This window comes from Rhabdothermus arcticus, assembly GCF_055382915.1.
Window position 1 is genome coordinate 625803 of sequence record NZ_AP043808.1, and the last position, 16914, is coordinate 642716.

Annotated in this window: 15 protein-coding genes and 1 riboswitch; of the genes, 6 read left to right on the forward strand and 9 right to left on the reverse strand. The window is 70.4% G+C overall.

Translation table 11 applies throughout. The features are described from left to right. Positions 1–3: 3 nt before the first annotated feature. Positions 4–1089 (reverse strand): BMP family lipoprotein, encoded by a 1086-nt coding sequence (locus ACZ48Y_RS03305; RefSeq protein ID WP_464742796.1) that lies wholly within the window; start codon positions 1087–1089, stop codon positions 4–6. 119 nt (positions 1090–1208) lie between these two features. Here ACZ48Y_RS03305 and ACZ48Y_RS03310 point away from each other — a divergent pair, with 119 nt between their 5' ends. Both ACZ48Y_RS03310 and ACZ48Y_RS03315 read left to right on the forward strand, forming a co-directional pair. After that, on the forward strand, positions 1209–1805 hold the full coding sequence (locus ACZ48Y_RS03310) for an SCO family protein (protein ID WP_464742139.1): 597 nt from the start codon (positions 1209–1211) through the stop codon (positions 1803–1805). Beyond that, positions 1802–2302 (forward strand): hypothetical protein, encoded by a 501-nt coding sequence (locus tag ACZ48Y_RS03315; RefSeq protein WP_464742141.1) that lies wholly within the window; start codon positions 1802–1804, stop codon positions 2300–2302. Before ACZ48Y_RS03310 ends, ACZ48Y_RS03315 begins: the two co-directional genes overlap by 4 nt. Here ACZ48Y_RS03315 and ACZ48Y_RS03320 read toward each other — a convergent pair. Continuing rightward, complete coding sequence (locus tag ACZ48Y_RS03320) at positions 2238–3380, reverse strand: homoserine O-acetyltransferase family protein (RefSeq protein ID WP_464742143.1); 1143 nt, start codon at positions 3378–3380, stop codon at positions 2238–2240. The two genes, ACZ48Y_RS03315 and ACZ48Y_RS03320, sit on opposite strands and share 65 nt — an antisense overlap. A 78-nt stretch (positions 3381–3458) precedes the next feature. Further along, a riboswitch (SAM riboswitch) is annotated at positions 3459–3565 on the reverse strand. 86 nt (positions 3566–3651) lie between these two features. Here ACZ48Y_RS03320 and ACZ48Y_RS03325 point away from each other — a divergent pair. From ACZ48Y_RS03325 to csaB, 4 genes are read left to right on the forward strand one after another with little or no spacing between them, the layout of a single operon-like run. Further along, positions 3652–3879, forward strand: a complete 228-nt coding sequence (locus tag ACZ48Y_RS03325) for a YgaP family membrane protein (protein ID WP_464742145.1) — start codon at positions 3652–3654, stop codon at positions 3877–3879. A 43-nt stretch (positions 3880–3922) separates the two neighbouring features. Then, positions 3923–4528, forward strand: coding sequence for a uridine kinase (udk, locus tag ACZ48Y_RS03330; protein ID WP_464742798.1), 606 nt, complete (start codon positions 3923–3925; stop codon positions 4526–4528). After that, the gene (locus ACZ48Y_RS03335; protein ID WP_464742147.1) at positions 4529–6223 is read left to right on the forward strand and encodes a DUF5693 family protein; all 1695 of its coding nucleotides are present in this window, start codon (positions 4529–4531) and stop codon (positions 6221–6223) included. Then, on the forward strand, positions 6208–7191 hold the full coding sequence (csaB, locus tag ACZ48Y_RS03340) for a polysaccharide pyruvyl transferase CsaB (RefSeq protein WP_464742149.1): 984 nt from the start codon (positions 6208–6210) through the stop codon (positions 7189–7191). Before ACZ48Y_RS03335 ends, csaB begins: the two co-directional genes overlap by 16 nt. Here csaB and ACZ48Y_RS03345 read toward each other — a convergent pair. From ACZ48Y_RS03345 to mfd, 7 genes are read right to left on the reverse strand one after another with little or no spacing between them, the layout of a single operon-like run. Beyond that, positions 7163–8161: a hypothetical protein gene (locus ACZ48Y_RS03345; RefSeq protein WP_464742151.1), complete on the reverse strand. Its 999-nt coding sequence runs from the start codon at positions 8159–8161 to the stop codon at positions 7163–7165. The genes csaB and ACZ48Y_RS03345 overlap by 29 nt on opposite strands. After that, positions 8158–8832: a 3'-5' exonuclease gene (locus tag ACZ48Y_RS03350; RefSeq protein WP_464742153.1), complete on the reverse strand. Its 675-nt coding sequence runs from the start codon at positions 8830–8832 to the stop codon at positions 8158–8160. The genes ACZ48Y_RS03345 and ACZ48Y_RS03350 overlap by 4 nt, the downstream gene beginning before the upstream one ends. Beyond that, complete coding sequence (gene gatA, locus ACZ48Y_RS03355; protein WP_464742155.1) at positions 8817–10235, reverse strand: Asp-tRNA(Asn)/Glu-tRNA(Gln) amidotransferase subunit GatA; 1419 nt, start codon at positions 10233–10235, stop codon at positions 8817–8819. Before gatA ends, ACZ48Y_RS03350 begins: the two co-directional genes overlap by 16 nt. A gap of 14 nt (positions 10236–10249) precedes the next feature. After that, the gene (locus tag ACZ48Y_RS03360) at positions 10250–10909 is read right to left on the reverse strand and encodes a site-2 protease family protein (protein ID WP_464742800.1); all 660 of its coding nucleotides are present in this window, start codon (positions 10907–10909) and stop codon (positions 10250–10252) included. Between the two features lie 3 nt (positions 10910–10912). Beyond that, complete coding sequence (locus ACZ48Y_RS03365) at positions 10913–11533, reverse strand: zinc metalloprotease (protein ID WP_464742157.1); 621 nt, start codon at positions 11531–11533, stop codon at positions 10913–10915. Then, positions 11508–13967: a CBS domain-containing protein gene (locus tag ACZ48Y_RS03370; protein ID WP_464742159.1), complete on the reverse strand. Its 2460-nt coding sequence runs from the start codon at positions 13965–13967 to the stop codon at positions 11508–11510. Before ACZ48Y_RS03370 ends, ACZ48Y_RS03365 begins: the two co-directional genes overlap by 26 nt. After that, the gene (gene mfd, locus ACZ48Y_RS03375) at positions 13964–16900 is read right to left on the reverse strand and encodes a transcription-repair coupling factor (protein ID WP_464742161.1); all 2937 of its coding nucleotides are present in this window, start codon (positions 16898–16900) and stop codon (positions 13964–13966) included. Before mfd ends, ACZ48Y_RS03370 begins: the two co-directional genes overlap by 4 nt. Positions 16901–16914: the final 14 nt, after the last annotated feature.

Consider the following 16914-nt stretch of genomic DNA (forward strand, 5'->3'; position numbering starts at 1 on the left):
CGTTTAGCGCTCCGTGGGAACCTTGATCTCGCCGTTGATGATCTTCTTCTTGATGACCTCGAGCTTGGCCACGACGTTGGCCGGGATCAGCGCCTCGTTGTACTCGTCGAGGGCGTAGCCGACGCCGTTGTTCTGCAAGCCAAACTCGTGCACGCCGCCGGTGAAGGTGTCCATCACCACCGACTTGATCACGTCGTAGACGGCGACGTCCACGCGCTTCATCATCGAGGTGAGGCCGTGGTTCAGGGTCTTGGGGTTGTTATCGGTGTCGCCGAGGTAGTTCTGGTTGGCGTCGACGCCGATGAAGAAGACCGGACGGGTCTCGCCCTTGCAGGCCTGCTCGTAGGCCGGGTACTTGGGCACGTCCTTGAAGGGATCGCGGATGAACGTCACCCCGGAGGGCAGCTCGGAGGCCTTGAGGCACTTTTTCTGCTTCACGTAGTCGATCAGGCCCAGGCCGGAGGCGCCGGAGGCGTGGTAGATGATGTCCGCGCCCTGCGAGGTCTGGGCGGCGGCGATCTCCTTGGCCTTGCCAGGGTCGTTCCAGGCCTGCGGGGTGTTGCCCACGTAGTTGACCAGCACCTTGCACTGGATCCCGTCCTCCTTGCAGGCATAGGCCACCCCCGCGCGGTAGCCGGCCTCGAACTTGTGGATCAGCGGGATGTCCATGCCGCCGATGAAACCGACGACCCCGGTCTGGGTCAGCTTGCCGGCGATGTAGCCGACGAGGAAGGAGCCCTCGTGCTCGCGGAAGACCAGACTGGCGACGTTGTCCTTCTCCGGGCTGACCGCGTCGATCACCGCGAACTTCACGTCCTTGAACTCCTTGGCGGTGGCGGTGATCGCGGGCTCGTTGGCGAAGCCCACGCCGATCACGAGGTCGAAGCCCTCCTCGGCGAAGGCCCGGATGCCCTGACCGACCTGGCTGGGGTCCGCGGGCTCGAAGTCGTAGAGCTCGATTCCGAAGTCTTTCTTGGCCCGCTGCGCGCCCTCCCAGGCCATCTGGTTGAAGCTGCGGTCGTTCTTGCCGCCGGCATCGAAGGCGATGCCCACCCGAACGGTCTTGGCCAGTCCGAAGCCCATGCCCATGACCAGGGCGGCGGCGATGAGGAACTCAATCCCCTTCTTCATACGTTGCCTCCTTTCGCTTCCAAGCAAATGGCGTTCACGCCATGTTGCATTATACGGAAAACGCTATGCTAGAGCGCGTGCGACGCGGGCTCTTGATCGCATTGGTGCTCCTGGTAGGAAGCGCCTCCCTCCTGCTCCCCGATCGGGGCGGTCCCAAGGTCACCCTCCACGGCACGGTGCTCCAACACCCCAAACCGGCGCCGGACTTCACCCTCTACACCGCCGGGGGGAGGCCGTTTTCGATGCACGCGCTGCGCGGCCAGGTGGTCTTGCTCTTTTTCGGCTACACCCGCTGTCCCGACGTCTGCCCCCTGACCTTGCTTCAGCTCGCCAAGGTCTACCGCGCCCTGGGCCGCCCCGAGGACCTCAAGGTGGTGATGGTGAGCATCGACCCCGAGCACGATCGCCCGGACGACGCCGACCGCTACGCCAAGCTGTTCGACCCGAGCTTCATCGGGCTCTCCGGGCCCCCGGAGGCGGTGGCCCAGGTAGCGGCGAAGTACTACATCCATGTCGCAAAGGAAGCGAATGGCCTGGTCAACCACACCGCAACCGTCGCCCTGATCGACGCCACCAACCGGATTCGCATCTATTACGGCCAAAAGGACATCGAGGACACCGAGGCGATCCGGGGGGATCTCGCGTACATCCTGGCCAACGGAGGGACGTTTTGAGGCGCGGCCTCGCGCTCTTGCTGGCCTTGGTCTCGCTCGGCCTGGGACACGGCGGGGATCTCGAGGTCCTCCATGCGCGCATCCTGATGCAAGGAAACGAAACGTTCCTGGAACTGGACCTGGCCTACCCCAAGGGCGACGACCCCTTGACGCTCACCGTGGTGGTGACCGACCGCTCGAAAGGGGTCTTGGAGGCCCGGACGAAGGGGGGCTGGCGCCCGGTCAAGCAGCTTCCCCTCCCCTACGGCCGCACCGTCTTCGGGCTCGACACGCCCTACCGCATCCGCCTGGTGGGCGGCCGCTACCGCCCCGGTGAGGCGGTTCCGGTGACGATGCTCTTCCCCGGCGGCGCGCTGATCACCTTTACCGCCCGCGTCGAGCGGCCAGCCACCCCCGCCTACGGTCTGACCCTCGGTGGGGTGGCCGCGCTCCTCATCGCCGGAGGATGGCGCTATAGAAGGCTTCGAGCAAGGCGGAGACCTGCTCCACCTCGATGAGAAAGGCATCGTGCCCGTAGGGGCTTTGAATCTCCGCGTACGTGCCGCCGGCCAGGGTGGCGAGCCGCGCCACCTCGCGCGCGGGGTAGAGCAGGTCGGTGTCGATCCCCACGAACAGGCTGGGGATGCCCTTGAGGCGGTTGAGCGCCGCGGCGAGCCCCCCGCGGCCCCGGCCCAGGTCGAAGCGGTCCATCGCGTTCAAGAGCCTGAGGTAGGCGTTGGCATCGAAGCGCTCCAGGAACCGCCGCCCATGGTAGTCGAGGTAGGCCTCCGCGGCCTGAGGGTCACGACCGAAGCGCAGCTCAAAGCCCTCGGGGTGGCGGTAGCTGGTCATCGCCAGGCGCCGCGCCGCGGCCAGGCCCTGGGGCTGACGCGCGTAGCGCCCGTCCGCGAAATCGGGGTCCTCGAGGATCGCCCGGCGCTGCAGGGCGCTGAGCCCCCGGGCCCAGGCCCCGTGCCGATGAGGGGCGGCGAAGACCACCAGCGAGCGCACCCGCTCCGGGTAGCGGACCGCGAACTCCAGCGCCAGCATCCCCCCCATGCTCCCGCCCACCGCGTCGATCGTTTCCACCCCGAGAAGGTCCAAGAGACGACGAACGGCCCGGGCCGTGTCCCCCAGGGTGACCTCGGGGAAGTCCGGACCGTAGGGGCCGCCCTCGGGAGACGGGGTCAGGGGGCCGCTCGAACCGTAGCAGGAGCCGAGGACGTTGGCCGAGAGCACGAAGCGCCGGTCGGTGTCGATCGCCTTGCCCGGGCCGACGACCGGATTCCACCAGCCGCGCGGGCCGAACGCCCGCTCAAGCGGGCTGAGCGCAGCGAGCGTGGCCTCGGTGTAGGTGCCGGCGACGTGGGCGGAGCCGGTCAGGGCGTGGAAGACGAAGACCGCGCGGCGCGCAGGCGGCCCGTAGGTCTCATACCGCAGGACCAGGGGTGAAAGCCGGCCCCCGAGCTCAAGCGCCATCCCCTCGGGAAAACGCGCGGTTCTCGGAAAAGGCGGCGCGACCTCGCGGCCCTCGGGCATGGGCCGCAAGATCAACGCCTCATGCTCGCCCCACTCCTCGTAGAGCAGGGTGCTCATCGCCTGCACCTCGATTGCGTCCGGAACGTGTTCAAAGCCTCCACCCCCTTTGGAATCGGCGAAGGGGGTTGCCCCCTTCCCTCATCGTCCCCGCGTGCGCGGGCCGGCGTTGGCACCGGACGTGGCCTGGCCACCGGTTGCCGCGGCTTCTTCGGGCCGGTTCCCTCCACCGCTCGCGATAAGAGACGGGCAGATCGTCTCGTTTTCCCCCGAACCCCGGGGTTAACCCAAAGGCTAGAGGAGCGTCGCAGCCGCGTCAAGTGGTATATTGATGCTCCAGGAGGTGGTGGAGATGGAGTGCAACGTCGGCAACACCGATCGCGTGGTCCGTTTTGTGTTAGGAATCATCCTCTTGCTCGCGGCCTTCCTGGGCTGGGTCCAGGGAACCGCGGCGTGGATCGTGGGGATCATCGGGTTGATCCTGGTGGTCACCGCCTGGGTCAAGTTCTGCCCCCTCTACAAGCTGCTCGGCGTCACCACCTGCGAGAAGGCCGCCTAGGGCGGCCTTCTCTCTTGGAGGCGCGGTGCCCAGCCCCTTCTTCATGGGCGTGGCCGGGGGTTCGGGTTCGGGGAAGACGACCGTCGTCGAGCGGGTCAAGGAGATCGTCGGCCCCGAGAACCTGGCCCTGGTTCCCATGGACAACTACTACAAGGACCTCGGCCACCTCCCCTTGGCAACCCGGGCCAAGACCAACTACGACCACCCCGACGCCTACGACCTCTGGCTCTTGAAGGCCCACCTCGCCCGGCTGTTGAACGGTGAGGCGATCGAGATGCCGCTTTACGACTTCACCCGACACCTGCGCAGGGCCGAGACCCAGCGCGTCGAGCCCGCGCCGGTGGTGGTGCTCGAGGGCATCCTGGCCCTCTACGACCCCGAGATCCGGAACCGGATGGACCTCAAGCTCTTCGTGGACACCGACGCCGACCTGCGCTTCATCCGCCGCCTGGAACGCGACGTCAGAGAGCGCGGCCGCAGCGTGGCCTCGGTCGTCGCCCAGTACCTGGAAACGGTGCGGCCCATGCACCTCGCGTTCATCGAACCCACCAAGCGCTTTGCCGACCTAATCCTTCCCGAGGGGGGAATGAACACCGCCGCCCTCGAGGTCCTGGCCAGCCGCCTCAAGGCGGCGACGGAGGCGGTCTAGGTGCAGCGGCTGGCGCTCTTGGTCCTGGCGCTCGCCCTGCTCCTCAGCCTCCCGGCACTCCGGCCCCGGCTGGACTACGACCGGCCTACCCCGGTGGCCACGGTCGTCGACGTCCCCGCCCTGCGCGAACTGGCGGCGGCACAGGGGAAGGGGCTCCTTGAGGCACTCGCCGCGCTCAGGTCCCAGGGCGTGACCGCCGCGGCCTTTTACGAGGAGACCGTGGCCGACCGGGTCCGCCGCGGGCGGGGGCTCTACCTCGAAGGCCGCCTGCTCGCCGCCCTCGCCCCGAACGCAGGGTTCCTCCCCGGTTGGTTCTACGCCGCCGTCCCCGGTGCCGGGGCCATCCCCTTGCCCCAGCACCGCGTGAGCTGGGGGGGAAAGGTTTGGTACGGCTTTCCTATCGATGTCAAGGACGTGCCCCTCGGCCCACCGCCGGAGATCACCGCGGCCCACGCGATGGGGTTTTTCATCGTCTACCGGCCGATCGCCCACCGGCTCCGCCCCTGGCCGATCGCGCGCCCCCCGGCGGTGGGGGCCTACGTCTTCGTCGGCGACCGGGTCCCGGGCTGGCCGGATCGCCTTCAGGACCTCCTCCGCTGGGTCGACGCCCCGGTGGGCCTGATCGAGGGCACCCCCCAGCTCGGCCTCAAACCCCTCGCCGAACGACACGGAGCCCTTCGCGTCTTTAGCCTGCGACCGGCCTACATGGACAAGCTCGGACCCCAACGCGCCGCGGGAAAGTACGTGCTCGCCGCGCGTGAACGCGGCCACCGGCTCCTCTACTTCCGCCCGTTTTCCAAAAACGCCGATACCGAGGCGTTCCTGACCGCCCTCAAAGCCGGGCTGGCCCGGGCCCATCTCCCAGAGGGTGCCCCCCAACCCAAGCGCTTTTCCCCCTCTCCGTTCCGGTTCGCCGCCTGGGTCGGGGTTGCCGCCGGGCTCTTCCTCCTGACCCTTCAGGCCCCTGCCCGGCTGGGCGGGCCCCTGGCGCTGGGGCTCGTTGTGCTCGCGTTCGCCGTCGGCGGATCCCAGGCCGGGGCGCTCCTATCGGGCCTGGTCTTTTCGGTGCTCGGCTTTTTCCTGGCGCGCGGACTCTGGTCCTGGATCCTGGCGACGCTCTTCGCCCTGATCGGCGCGGTCTTTCTCACCGTGCTCGGTAGCACCCCCGAGACCGTGCTGGGCCTTTCGGCGTTTCGAGGGGTCGCGCTCTTGCTGCTCGTCCCGCCCGCGCTCTTCCTGCTCAGCCGCCTGCCCCGCCAGGGCTGGCAAGCCCGGATCCGGGCCCTCTTCGACCACCCCGTGCGCCTGGGGGAAGCGGCGCTCGCGTTCGGGCTCCTGGCCGCGGTGGGAATCGTCTTCCTGCGCCGGGGCAACGAGGCCCCCATCGTCCCCGGACTGGAGATCGCCCTCAGGGAACACCTGCAGGCGGTCATGATCCGCCCCCGCTTCAAGGAGGTGCTGGGCCACGCGTCGGCCCTCTTCGCCTTCGCCAACCCCTTGCCCGGCTGGGTGCGGACCGGCCTCTTGCTCCTCACCGCCGTGGGAGAAGGCTCGATCCTCGACAGCTTCGCCCACTACCACACGCCCTTTTGGATCTCCTTTTTACGGACCCTCAACGGGGTGGCCGTTGGCGTTATCCTGGGGCTAGCACTGATCCTGGTCTGGCGGGGGTTGAAGCGGTGGTTGTGGTCTTAGGGGGATACTACGGGTTTAAGAACACCGGCGACGAGGCCATTTTGCGGGCGATCGTCGGCGAGCTCAAGGCCCGCGGGGCGACCCCCCGGGTGCTCTCCAAGCATCCCAAGGAGACCCGACGCGTGCACGGGGTCCTTGCTGCCCACCGCTTCAACCCGCTCACGCTCGTTCCCGCCCTCTTCGGCGCGGACCTCTTCCTCCTCGGCGGGGGCGGGTTGCTGCAGGACCGCACCTCCCGCCGCTCCCTCGACTACTACCTGGGCCTGGTTCACCTGGCCCGTGCGCTCGGGACCCCGACCGTGGGCTTCAACCTCTCGCTGGGCCCGCTGAGCCCCCGGGGCGAGGCCAGGGTGCGCCGCGCCTTCCAGCGAACCCCCCTCGTGGTTCGCGACCACAGGAGCCTGGCCTACGCCCGGCGGCTGGGGATCGAGGCCACGCTGGGCGCGGATCCGGCGCTCTTGCTCCCCCCGCCGGAGGTCCCCCGGGAGCCCGGGCTGGTGGTGCTCATCCCCCGCTACGGGGTGAGCCCGAAACCCTTCGCCCAGCTTTACGACCGGCTCTCACGGATGGGCTACGAGATCGTGCTCTTGGGGCTGCAGCCGGGGTTCGACGAGGGGGTCTTGGACGAGGTGGCCGAGGGGCCCAAGGAGGTCACCGCGGACCCCCAGCGCGCCCTCTACCTGATCGCCACCGCCGAGTACGTGGTCTCCGCCAGGCTGCACGGAATGATCCTGGCCGCGGCGGCAGGGACCCCGTTCGCGGGGATCGACTACGACCCCAAGGTCGCGGCGTTCGCCGAGGAGGTCGCGGCCCCGGTCTTCCCCCCCGAGGCCGGGGGAGCCGAGATCGCGGAGGCGGTGCTCTCCGGCCAGACCCCCGACGCCCGGCGGATCGAGGCGCTGAAGGCCCGGGCCCGGGCGAGCTTCGACCGCCTCTTTCCTACCCTTCAACCGGCAGGTGGTCCTTGAGGCGCTGCGCGTAAGCGGCGAGCTGGTCCAACACCTCGCTGACCGCGTGGCGCAGCTGGTACTCGCCGCGTCCCAGCCGCACCAGGGCAAAAAAGGGCGGTCCGGCGAGGACCTCGAGCACCCGGGCCGCGGCGTCGCTGCCCAGGGAGCGGTCGAGCTCGAGCATCAGGTCCTCGAGCAAGAAGACCTGCTGGGGGCGGAACCGGGCCAGGGCGCTGAGCACCGTGGAGAACGCGGCGCGCTCCCCGAGGAGGGCCTCGACCTCGTCGCGCAGGGCCTGGATCTCTTTGGGCCCCACCCAGCCCCGGGCCAGGAGCCGTTTGAGCTCGAGCGGTCCGAGCGGGAAGACCCGGTGCAGGGCCACCAGGGCGTTCAACGCGTCACGGGGCATCGCCGCCAGCCCGGGCTGCGCGGGCTCGGGCGGGGCCGCGTCGGCGGTGACCAGGAGGGCCGAGGGCAGGCGGTAGCGCTCGCGCAGCTCGAGGAGCGCCGAGGCCCCGACCCGCTCATCGCCGACGACCAGGGCCACGGCCTTGCGGCCCATCCGGGCCTGGCACTGCCAGGCCGCGTCCAGAGGCGCGCAGTCGAACCCCAACGCCTTGAGGGCCTCCACGTAGGCCGGCGGGGCCAGGTCCGGCTTGGGCGTTGCCGCCGGCCGGGGGGGCCTGGCCTCGACGCGCGGCCGCGCGCTGGCGCGCACCTTCGCGGGGACCGGTTCGACCCGCAACCGGCCCTCCTCGAAGACGAAGCGGATGCGATCGTTGGGGGCCAGGCCCTCGGCGATCAGCCAGGGGCCGAGGCCCAGAAGCTCGCCCGCCGCGGCGTCGACCTCAACCCGATAGCGCTCGCCGGAGGGGGTTTCGACCTCGAGCGCGTCCCGACCGTCCAATAGGCGGCGCAGCGAATACGTCAACTGCAACCGGCCGGTCTCCAAACAGGTCGAGGTGAGGGTGTAAATGGCCTCCTTCATTGGGCCTCCTTGAACCGGGGGGAAAGATAATAGAGCTCGTGCATCAACCAGTAGGTGGCCTCGACGTCGGCGAGCGCCCGGTGCGCCTGGTTTCCGGGGAGCAAGAGGGCACGGCGGAGATGTGCCAGACCATGCCGCCTGAGCCCGGGAAGGGCCACCCTAGACCAATGGAGCGTATCCAGCACCTTATCCGGTAGTTTAACCCCTAACCGGCCGAGCGCGGGGCGCAAAAACCCCAGGTCGAAGGGCGCGTTGTGGGCCACCCAGATCGCCCCCTGATAATAGGGGCGGGCGGCCTCCAGCACCTCGACGAGGGACGGCGCCTCGGCCACGTCCTCGTCGCGAATCCCGGTGAGACGGGTGATGAAGGGAGGAATCGGCCGCCCGGGGTTCACGAAGGAAGCAAAGCGCAACAACGCGCCATCCTCGTAGCGCAAGAAGGCCACCTCGGTCACCCCCGCCTTCTGCGGCGAGAGCCCGGTGGTCTCGACGTCCACCACCACGAAGGGGGGACCGCTGTCCCAGAACGGGCGGTACCACTCCTCCAGGTGGAGCGCCCGGGCCTCGACGCGAAACCGCCCGTCGGGGGGTCCTCCGGCCCAGACCAGCGGGGCGCGCTCCCGCCGAAGCCGCCAGGCGAGCCGGGAGTTGGCCCTTATCCGGCCTTCCACGTCAGGCCGTCGTCCTCCAGGAACTGCGCCAGGGCCAAAAGCCGCTCGTCGGAGAGCGCTGGCCCGATCAGCTGCGCACCTACGGGAAGGCCACCGGCCGTGCCCGCGGGCAGGCTGAGCGCCGGCAGACCGGCGAGGTTGGCGGAGACGGTAAAGAGGTCCGAGAGGTACATCGCGATCGGGTCGTCGAGGCGCTCCCCGAGGCGGAACGCGGGCCCCGGCGTGGTGGGCAGGAGCACCACATCGGCCAGCTCGAAGGCCCGGGCAAAGGCCTCGGCAACCCGCCGGCGGACGCGCAACGCCCGTTCGTAGTAGGCCTCGTAGTAGCCCGAAGAAAGCGCGAAGGTGCCCATCAGAACGCGCCGCTTGACCTCGCGGCCGAAGCATTCGGCGCGGGTGTTCATCGCGGTCTCGATCAGGTCCTTGCCGGTCACCCTGGCCCCGTAGAGGGTGCCGTCGTAGCGGGCCAGGTTGGAGCTGGCCTCGCTGGTGGCGACCAGGTAGTAGGCGGGCAGGGCATGCTTGAGCGCCGAGAGGTCCACCTCCACGAGGACCGCGCCCCGGGCCGCGAGCGCCTGGGCCAGGCCCTCGACCGCGGCCCGGACCCCAGCGTCGGCCTCGGCGAAGAGGTCCGGGGCCACCCCCACGCGAAGGCCCTTTGGAGGGGCGGGGGGGGGCGCCAGAAAGCGGGCCGGGGCCTCGAGGCTGGTCGCGTCCAGCGGGTCCTGCCCGGCGATCGCCGCCATGGCCAGCGCCAGGTCCCGGGCGCTCGCCGCCATCGGCCCCACGGTGTCCAGGCTGGAGGCGTAGGCGATCAGCCCATAGCGGGAGACCCGGCCGTAGGTGGGCTTGAAGCCGAAGATACCGGTGAAGGCCGCGGGCTGCCGGATGCTGCCCCCGGTGTCCGAGCCCAGGGCCAGGGGGACCATCCCCGCTGCGACCGCGGCCGCCGATCCCCCCGAGGAGCCTCCGGGCACCCGGCTCGGGTCCCTGGGGTTCTTGGTGGGGCCGAACGCCGAGTGCTCGGTCGAGGAGCCCATGCCGAACTCGTCGAGGTTGGTCTTGCCCACGACCACCGCCCCGGCCTCGGCCAGCCGGGCGACGGCGGTCGCGGTGTAGGGGGGAACGAACCGCTCGAGCATCCGCGAGCCCGCGGTGGTCCGCAGCCCCTCGACGGCCAGGTTGTCCTTAATCGCCACCGGGACCCCGGCGAGCAGGGGCCGCTCGCCCGAGCGCACCCGGGCATCGACCGCGCGGGCCGCCTCCAAGGCCTTGGGGTTGAGGGTTAGGAAGGCGTGGATCTCCGGGTCCAGGCGCTCGATCCGGGAAAGCGCCTCGGCCACGACCGCCTCCGCCGTCGTCTCGCCACGATGAATCGCCTCGACCACGCGATACGCCTGCACGCCCCCCATCCTACCTAGAAAAAGAGATCGAAGAAGGCCCGCTGCGACCAGGCGATGACCGCCGCCACCGGTTCGCGCAGGACGGTGACCAAAAGCAGGAAGCTGAGCCAGCTGTAGCGCTCGAGCTGCCAAAGCCAGCGCTGCCAGCCCAGCGGCAAGAGCGACTGCAGGATCTTCGAGCCATCGAGGGGCGGGATCGGCAGCAGGTTAAAGATCGCAAGCACCAGGTTGAGCGAGGCGAAGTAAAAGAGCATCAGCCCCAACGTGCCGTAAACGCCCGCGGGCCCCTGCCCGGTCAGCGCGTTCAGTACCCCTTGAGGGTCGGCGAAGTAGACCGCCCTGAGGGCCAGCGCGGAGACGACCGCCAGGCTGAGGTTGACCAGGATCCCGGCGATCGAGACCACGAAGAGCCCCAGCCGATAGTGGCGAAAGCGCAAGGGGTTGATGGGAACCGGCTTGGCCCAGCCGATGCCCACCAACAAGAGCAGCAGGGTGCCAAGCGGGTCGAGGTGTTTGAGGGGGTTCAGGCTGAGGCGGCCGGCCCGCTTGGCGGTGTCGTCGCCGAACCACCAGGCGGCGAGGCCGTGGGCCAGCTCGTGCAGGACCAAAGCGAAGACCAGGGCGACGGTGATCAGGGCGAAGGCCAGCGGGTCCCTGGCCAGAAGCTGGATCAGCATCTAGAGCCCGATCCCCCTTAGCAAAGCGTCGAGGAAGCCGTAGAGGCCGCGCTCGACGGCGCCAAGCACGCCGGTGTAGGACAGCACCAGGAAGATCAGGAGAAAGCCGATCGGCCCCCAGGACTCGATCTGGGCCAGAAAGCGGCGCACCTCCGCACCCCCCAGGGCGTGCACGATCCGCGCCCCGTCCAGGGGCGGCACCGGGAAGAGGTAGACCGCCGCGTGGCGCACCATGATCAGGGCGGCGTAGTCCAGCCCCTGGCGGATCGGCGTCAGGCCCAGCCCATCGGGCAGCAGGCGGGAAAGGAGCAGGTAGATCAGGGCCGCCGTCAAGAAGCCCACCGGGCCCATCGCCGCCGCCCAGGCCTCCTTCTTACCCCAGAGGCGGTAAGGGACAAAACGCGGCCAGCCAAACCCCAGGAGCAGCAAGAAGAGCAGACCCAGGGGGTCGAAGTGCACCCGGGGTTCGAGGGTCATAAACCCCAGCCGCCTCGGGGTAGGATCACCGAGACGGTCGGCCATCCAGGCTTGAAAGACGTTGTGCAGCACCAGCCCGAACGCGCTGGCGGCGGCGACGACCAGAAAGAGCAGGGGGTTAGGAAGAAGCGCGATCAGTCCCATAGCTCTCCATCAGTTTACGGGCAAGGCGGAGCTCGTCCTCGAAGCCACGGACCTCCCCGCGGCGGCGGGCGGCCTCGACCGCCCGCAGGATCTCCCCCACCCGGGGCCCGGGCTCAAGGCCCATCGCCAACAGGTCGCGCCCCTTCAAGCGCCGGGGCGGGGCCTTGAGCCAGCCGGTCTTCTCCGGATACCGCGCGAGGAAGGCGGCCTCGAAGGCCGGGCCCAAACGGCGCACCGCCTCCGGGTCCTCCGGTGGCTGCCTGAGGTACCTGGCCCCTTCGGCGAGGGGCTTGGGCAGGCCGAAGCGACGCACCCAGGCCCCAGGGTCCTCGGCGCCCAGGAGCAACAGGTAGAGGTAGGCCTCGGGTGGTGCCTCGCGCTCGGGGCGGCGCGCCTCCAACCGGGCCATCGCCTCCCAGGCGGCCTCGGGTGGCCTGAGGCCGAAGACCTTTTCCAGCACCCCGTAGCGGGCGAAGGCCTTGAGCGCCTCGAGGGGGGAGGGCTCCTTTAGGGCCAGCAAGAGCTCGTCCTTCAAGCGGCTCTTGGAGGCCCCGGAGAGGACCTCGGGCTGGAGCGCCTCCTGGATCTGGGCCTCGACCTCCGGGGGGAAGGCCAACCCCAGCCGGGTCATCAACCTCAGCCCGCGCAGGATCCGGCTGGGGTCCTCGACGAAGGCCACCGGGGAGAGGGGGCGCAGGCGCTTGGCCTGCAGGTCCCGCCGCCCCCCGTAGGGGTCGAAGAGCGCAAGCGGCCGGGGATGGACGCGAAGGGCCATCGCGTTCACCGTAAAGTCCCGCCGCCTCAGGTCCCGCTGCAGGCTCGAGGGCCGCACCCGGGGTAGGGCCCCAGGCCAGGGGTAGACCTCCTCGCGGGGCTGGGCGAGGTCGATCGAGAGCCCGCCGGGGAGCTCGACCTCGGCGGTGAGGAACTCGGGATGGGCGCGGTAGCGCCCGCCGAAGCGCTCGACCAGGGCCCGGGCCGCGGCCTCCGGGGACATCCCGACGAGCAAGAGGTCCAGGTCCGGGCCAGCGGCCCCCAAGAACGCGTCGCGCACCGCGCCGCCGACGAGGTAGACCTCGGCTTCGGGAAAGGCCGCCGCCAAAACGTCGAGGACCGCCCGCGCCCCCGCCGGAAGGGCCTCGAGGAGGCTCTTTAGGGTCTCGGGTTCGGTTTCGCTTCGCTGGTAGAGGTCGGTGCGGGTGAAGACCCCGACGATCTCGCCATCCTCCTCGACGAAGATCCGGCCGGCCCCGGCTTTTAAGGCCTTCTCTGCCTCGATCACCGGGGTGCTGGCCGGACGCACCACCATCGGACGCAGGTAGCCCTTGGCCGGCCGGTCCCCGAGGCCGAGGGCCCGCGCTCGCTCCAAATCGCGTCGGCGAAGGACCCCGAGGTAGCGCCCTTCGGCCCTGACCGGCATCCCCCCGTAGCCGTGGGCGATCAGCTGCTCGAGGGCCTCCTCCACCGTCGGGTCGCCCTCGATCGCCACCACGCCGCGGGTCATCCGCTCGCCGAGCCGCGGCCCGGGATCGACGAGCCCCCAAAGCGCGCGAACGATCCGCTCCTCGACGGCTTCGAGCGGGGCCTCGACGCGGGCGAACGCCGCCCAGCGGTGCCCTCCGCCAGCGCCCAAGGCCTTCTTCAAGAGGGCGCTGGCGTCCACCCCGTCCCGCTTGGAGCGGGCGATGACCAGGCGCTGATCGCCGAGGGCCAGGAGCATGAAGACCGCATCCGCGTCGAAGAGGTCCATCAGGGTGTGGGCCAAAGGCGCCAGCGCGGGGACGTAGCCCGCCTTCTCGGCCTCGGCGAGGACCACCCGGTAGGGCCCGGCGCGGATCACCCGGGCGCTTTCGAGCAGGCCCTCGAGCACCTCCTTGGCCTCGGGAGAGAGCTTGCCGCTGGCCCAGCGCCCGGCCCGCTCGGGATCGGCTCCCAGCGAGAGCAGCCAGGCCCCGGCCTCGAGGTCCTGGGGAACGGTCCCGGGAAAGCGAAAGCCGCCGGTGTCCTCGAGCAAGCCCGCGTAGGCCAGCTCGGCCTCGAAGGGGCGGGGCTTGAGCCCGCGCGCGCGGAGGCGCTCGGCGAGGACGCTGACCGTGGCCCCGTAAGGGCGGACCGCGCCCCCCGCGGCGAAGAGCCGGGGGCCGGGGTGGTGGTCGTAGACGAAGAAGGGCACCCGCCCCACGAGGGCGGCCAGCGGGCCCAGGCGGTCGGGGTGCTCGGTGTCCACCACGATCACCGTGTCCACCCGATCAAGGGGGACCTCGGTCGCCGGCAGCAGGGGCATGCGGTCGGTGATCAAGCGCACCACCTCCTGTATCCGGCCCTCGAGCCCCCCGACCAGGACCGGCACCGCGCCGGGGTGCAGGTACCGCGCCAGGGCCATCGCGCCCAGGGCGTCGAGGTCCAGGTTCTCGTGGCCGACGACGACCTTCACGCGAGCACTCCCAAGAGCCGGGTCAGGGCCGAAAGGAGCGCATCCTCGTCGAGGGCCCCGGCCTCGAGCCGGAACCCCGGGGGATGCCGGGTGACCTCGACGCGGTACGGAAGCTCGGCGAGGGCCTTGGCGTCGTAGTCCAGCGGCCAGCTGGCAAGGACCAGCTGGACCCAGCCGCGTTCCTGGGTGATCGAGCGCACCCCCCGCCGGCGGGCCAGGAGGCGCAGCTTGGCCAGCGCGAAAAAGCGCCGGGCCTCAGGGGGCAGCGGCCCTGCGCTCTTCTCCAGCCGCCGCGCCAGACGGGAGAGCGCAGGCAGCCCCTCCGCCCGGGCCACCTCGGCGTAGAGCTTGGTGCGCGCGCTCTCGTCGGGGACGTATTCCGGGGGGATGCGTGCGGAGACCCTAAGGTCCAAGGTGACGTGCTCGGGCGGCCTTACCGCCCCCCCCTTGAGCCGTGCCAGGGCCTCGGCGACCATCGCCGCGTAGACCTCGAGGCTGACCGCGCGGATGTGCCCGTGCTGCTCCGGGCCCAGGAGGTTGCCGACGCCGCGAATCTCCATGTCCCGCTCGGCCAGGAGGTGGCCGGTGCCCAGGTCCGAGAGGTCGGCGATCGCCGCCAGCCGCTTTTCTGCGGTCTCGCTGAGCTTTTCCGGGTGCAGGAGGTAGGCCCAGGCCTCGCGGGAGCGCCGCCCCACCCGCCCCCGCAGCTGGTAGAGCTGGGCCAGCCCCAGGGTGTCCGCGCGCTCGATCACGATCGTGTCCGCCTGGGGGACGTCGAGGCCGGACTCGACGATGGTGGTGGCCAAGAGGACGTCGAAGGCCCCGGCCTCGAACTCGAGCATCACGTTCTCGATCTCCGCCGCGGAGAGCTGGCCGTGCACCACCCCGATCCGGGCCTCGGGCACCAGCCGCTCGAGCCAGCGCGCCCGGCGCAGGATCGAGGCCACCCGGTTGTGCACGTAGAAGACCTTTCCCTGGCGCTCGAGCTCGTTGAGGATCGCCTCGCGCACCAGGAGCGGGTCGAAAGGGGCGACCACGGTGCGGATCGGCTTGCGCCCCGGCGGCGGGGTCTGGATGCTGGAGATGTCCTTGAGCCCCATCAGCGCCTGATAGAGGGTGCGGGGGATGGGGGTGGCGGAGAGGGTGAGCAGGTCGACGTTGGCCTTGAGCGCCTTGAGCCGCTCCTTTTGCGCGACGCCGAAGCGGTGCTCCTCGTCGATGATCAAAAGCCCCAGGTCCTTGAAGCGCACCCCGCGCTCGAGCAGGCGGTGGGTGCCGATGACGATGTCCACGCTGCCCGCCTTCAAGCCCTCGAGGACCTGCTTGGCCTCGCGTTCGGGGGTGAAGCGGGAGAGCATGCGGACCTCGACCGGAAGGTCCTTGAAGCGCGCCTTGAAGGTGCGAACGTGCTGCTCGGCGAGGATCGTGGTGGGCACCAAGAAGGCGACTTGCGCCCCGTGGCCGACGACCCGGTGGGCGGCCCGCAAGGCCACCTCGGTCTTGCCAAAGCCCACGTCGCCGGAGATCAGGCGGTCCATCGGCCGCTCGGCCTCCAGGTCGCGAAAGACGGCCTCGAGCGCGGCCTGCTGGTCGGGGGTGAGGCGGTGGGGGAAGTTGGCCTCGATCAGCGGGTCCCAGTCGGGGAGCGGAGGGAAGGCCCGGCCCTTGGCCGCGGCCCGCTGGGCGTGGAGGACGACCAGACGCTGGGCCAGCGCCTCCGCCGAGCGCTGCGCCCGGGCCTTGGTCCGCTTCCAGTCCTTTTTGGAAAGGGAAGAAAGGGCCGGGGGCTCGTCGGAGGTCGCGGGATGGCGGCGCAGGCTGGGAAGCTCCTCGACCGGGACGTAGAGCCGGCCCTCGTCGCGGTACTTGAGGACCAGGTAGTCGCGCTTGACGCCGAGGACCTCACGGGTGGTGATCGCCTCGAGCCGCCCGATCCCGTGCTCGGGGTGGACCAGGTAGTCCCCGGGCTGGAGCAGGTCGGGGTCGCTGACCGCCTCCCCGCGCAGGAAGGTGCGGCGCACCGCGCTGGCCCCGGAAAAGCCGTAGAGCAACGCCTCCGAGAGGTAGACCGTGCCCCCCTCGAGGTCGATGAAGCCCCCCTCGAACCCGCCGGGGACGAAGAGCAGCCCGGAAAAGGGCACCACCCGGTGCGCGACCTTGGTGGGAAGGTTGTGAAAATGCCGCGCGCGCAGGTGCTGCAGCGCCCGCTCGTGGCGGTAGAAGAGCACCACCCGCTTCCCCTCGGCAAGCCAGCGGGCCACGTCCGCGCGGGCCTTGGAAAGGGCCGCCCGGTAAGGCGCCAGGGGCTCGATGGGGAGCGTGCCCGCCACCCCTTCGTCGAGGGGCGCGAAGGCCCCCGCCAGCTGGGGGCGGACGCGCTCGGCGAGGGGCTCGGGCAACAGGGCCGGCTGCTCGACCCAGATGGGCCCGGAAAAGCGAGCGATCAGGGGGACGGTTTCGGCCGCTCGCCCTTCCGGCGGGGAAAAGGTGACCTCGGGTTGGCTCGCCCCCGCCACCTCGATGCGCTCGAGCAGGTCGCCAAAGAACTCCAGCCGCACGTCCCCGACCTCGACGACCTCCCCCAGCACCCGCACCGCGTCCTCCCGGGTCTTGCCCAGGCGCATCAACCGGTCGAGCAGGGCCCCGCGGGGGTAGCGGCCGCCCACCCTGAGGGTCAACCCCTCGGCAAGGGGGTCGGCGGGGACCGGCAAAAGCGCGGTTTCGTAGTCCAGGACGAAGTGGGCCTGGGCCCTCAGGACGAAGGGCTCGGGGTTGACGTAGGCGGGCGCGGCCAGGGCGCCGAGGTCCTCGTAGAGCGGCCGCCGGTGGGCCGGCACCAGGAGGAGCGCCGGGGCCGGGGTTCGCGCAAACCACCAGGCCCGCGCCACCTGGGGCAGGCCGGGGTAGTGGGTCAGGGTTCGCGTCAGGGGCATCCGGAGCGCTTAGA

Coding starts and splice junctions, on each gene's coding strand:
- ACZ48Y_RS03325 (WP_464742145.1), top strand. CDS start 3,652: ATGCTCCAGGAGGTGGTGGAGATGGAGTGCAACGTCGGCAACACCGAT.
- ACZ48Y_RS03345 (WP_464742151.1), bottom strand. CDS start 8,161: ATGAAGGAGGCCATTTACACCCTCACCTCGACCTGTTTGGAGACCGGC.
- udk (WP_464742798.1), top strand. CDS start 3,923: ATGGGCGTGGCCGGGGGTTCGGGTTCGGGGAAGACGACCGTCGTCGAG.
- ACZ48Y_RS03365 (WP_464742157.1), bottom strand. CDS start 11,533: ATGGGACTGATCGCGCTTCTTCCTAACCCCCTGCTCTTTCTGGTCGTC.
- mfd (WP_464742161.1), bottom strand. CDS start 16,900: ATGCCCCTGACGCGAACCCTGACCCACTACCCCGGCCTGCCCCAGGTG.
- ACZ48Y_RS03305 (WP_464742796.1), bottom strand. CDS start 1,089: ATGGGCATGGGCTTCGGACTGGCCAAGACCGTTCGGGTGGGCATCGCC.
- ACZ48Y_RS03320 (WP_464742143.1), bottom strand. CDS start 3,380: ATGAGCACCCTGCTCTACGAGGAGTGGGGCGAGCATGAGGCGTTGATC.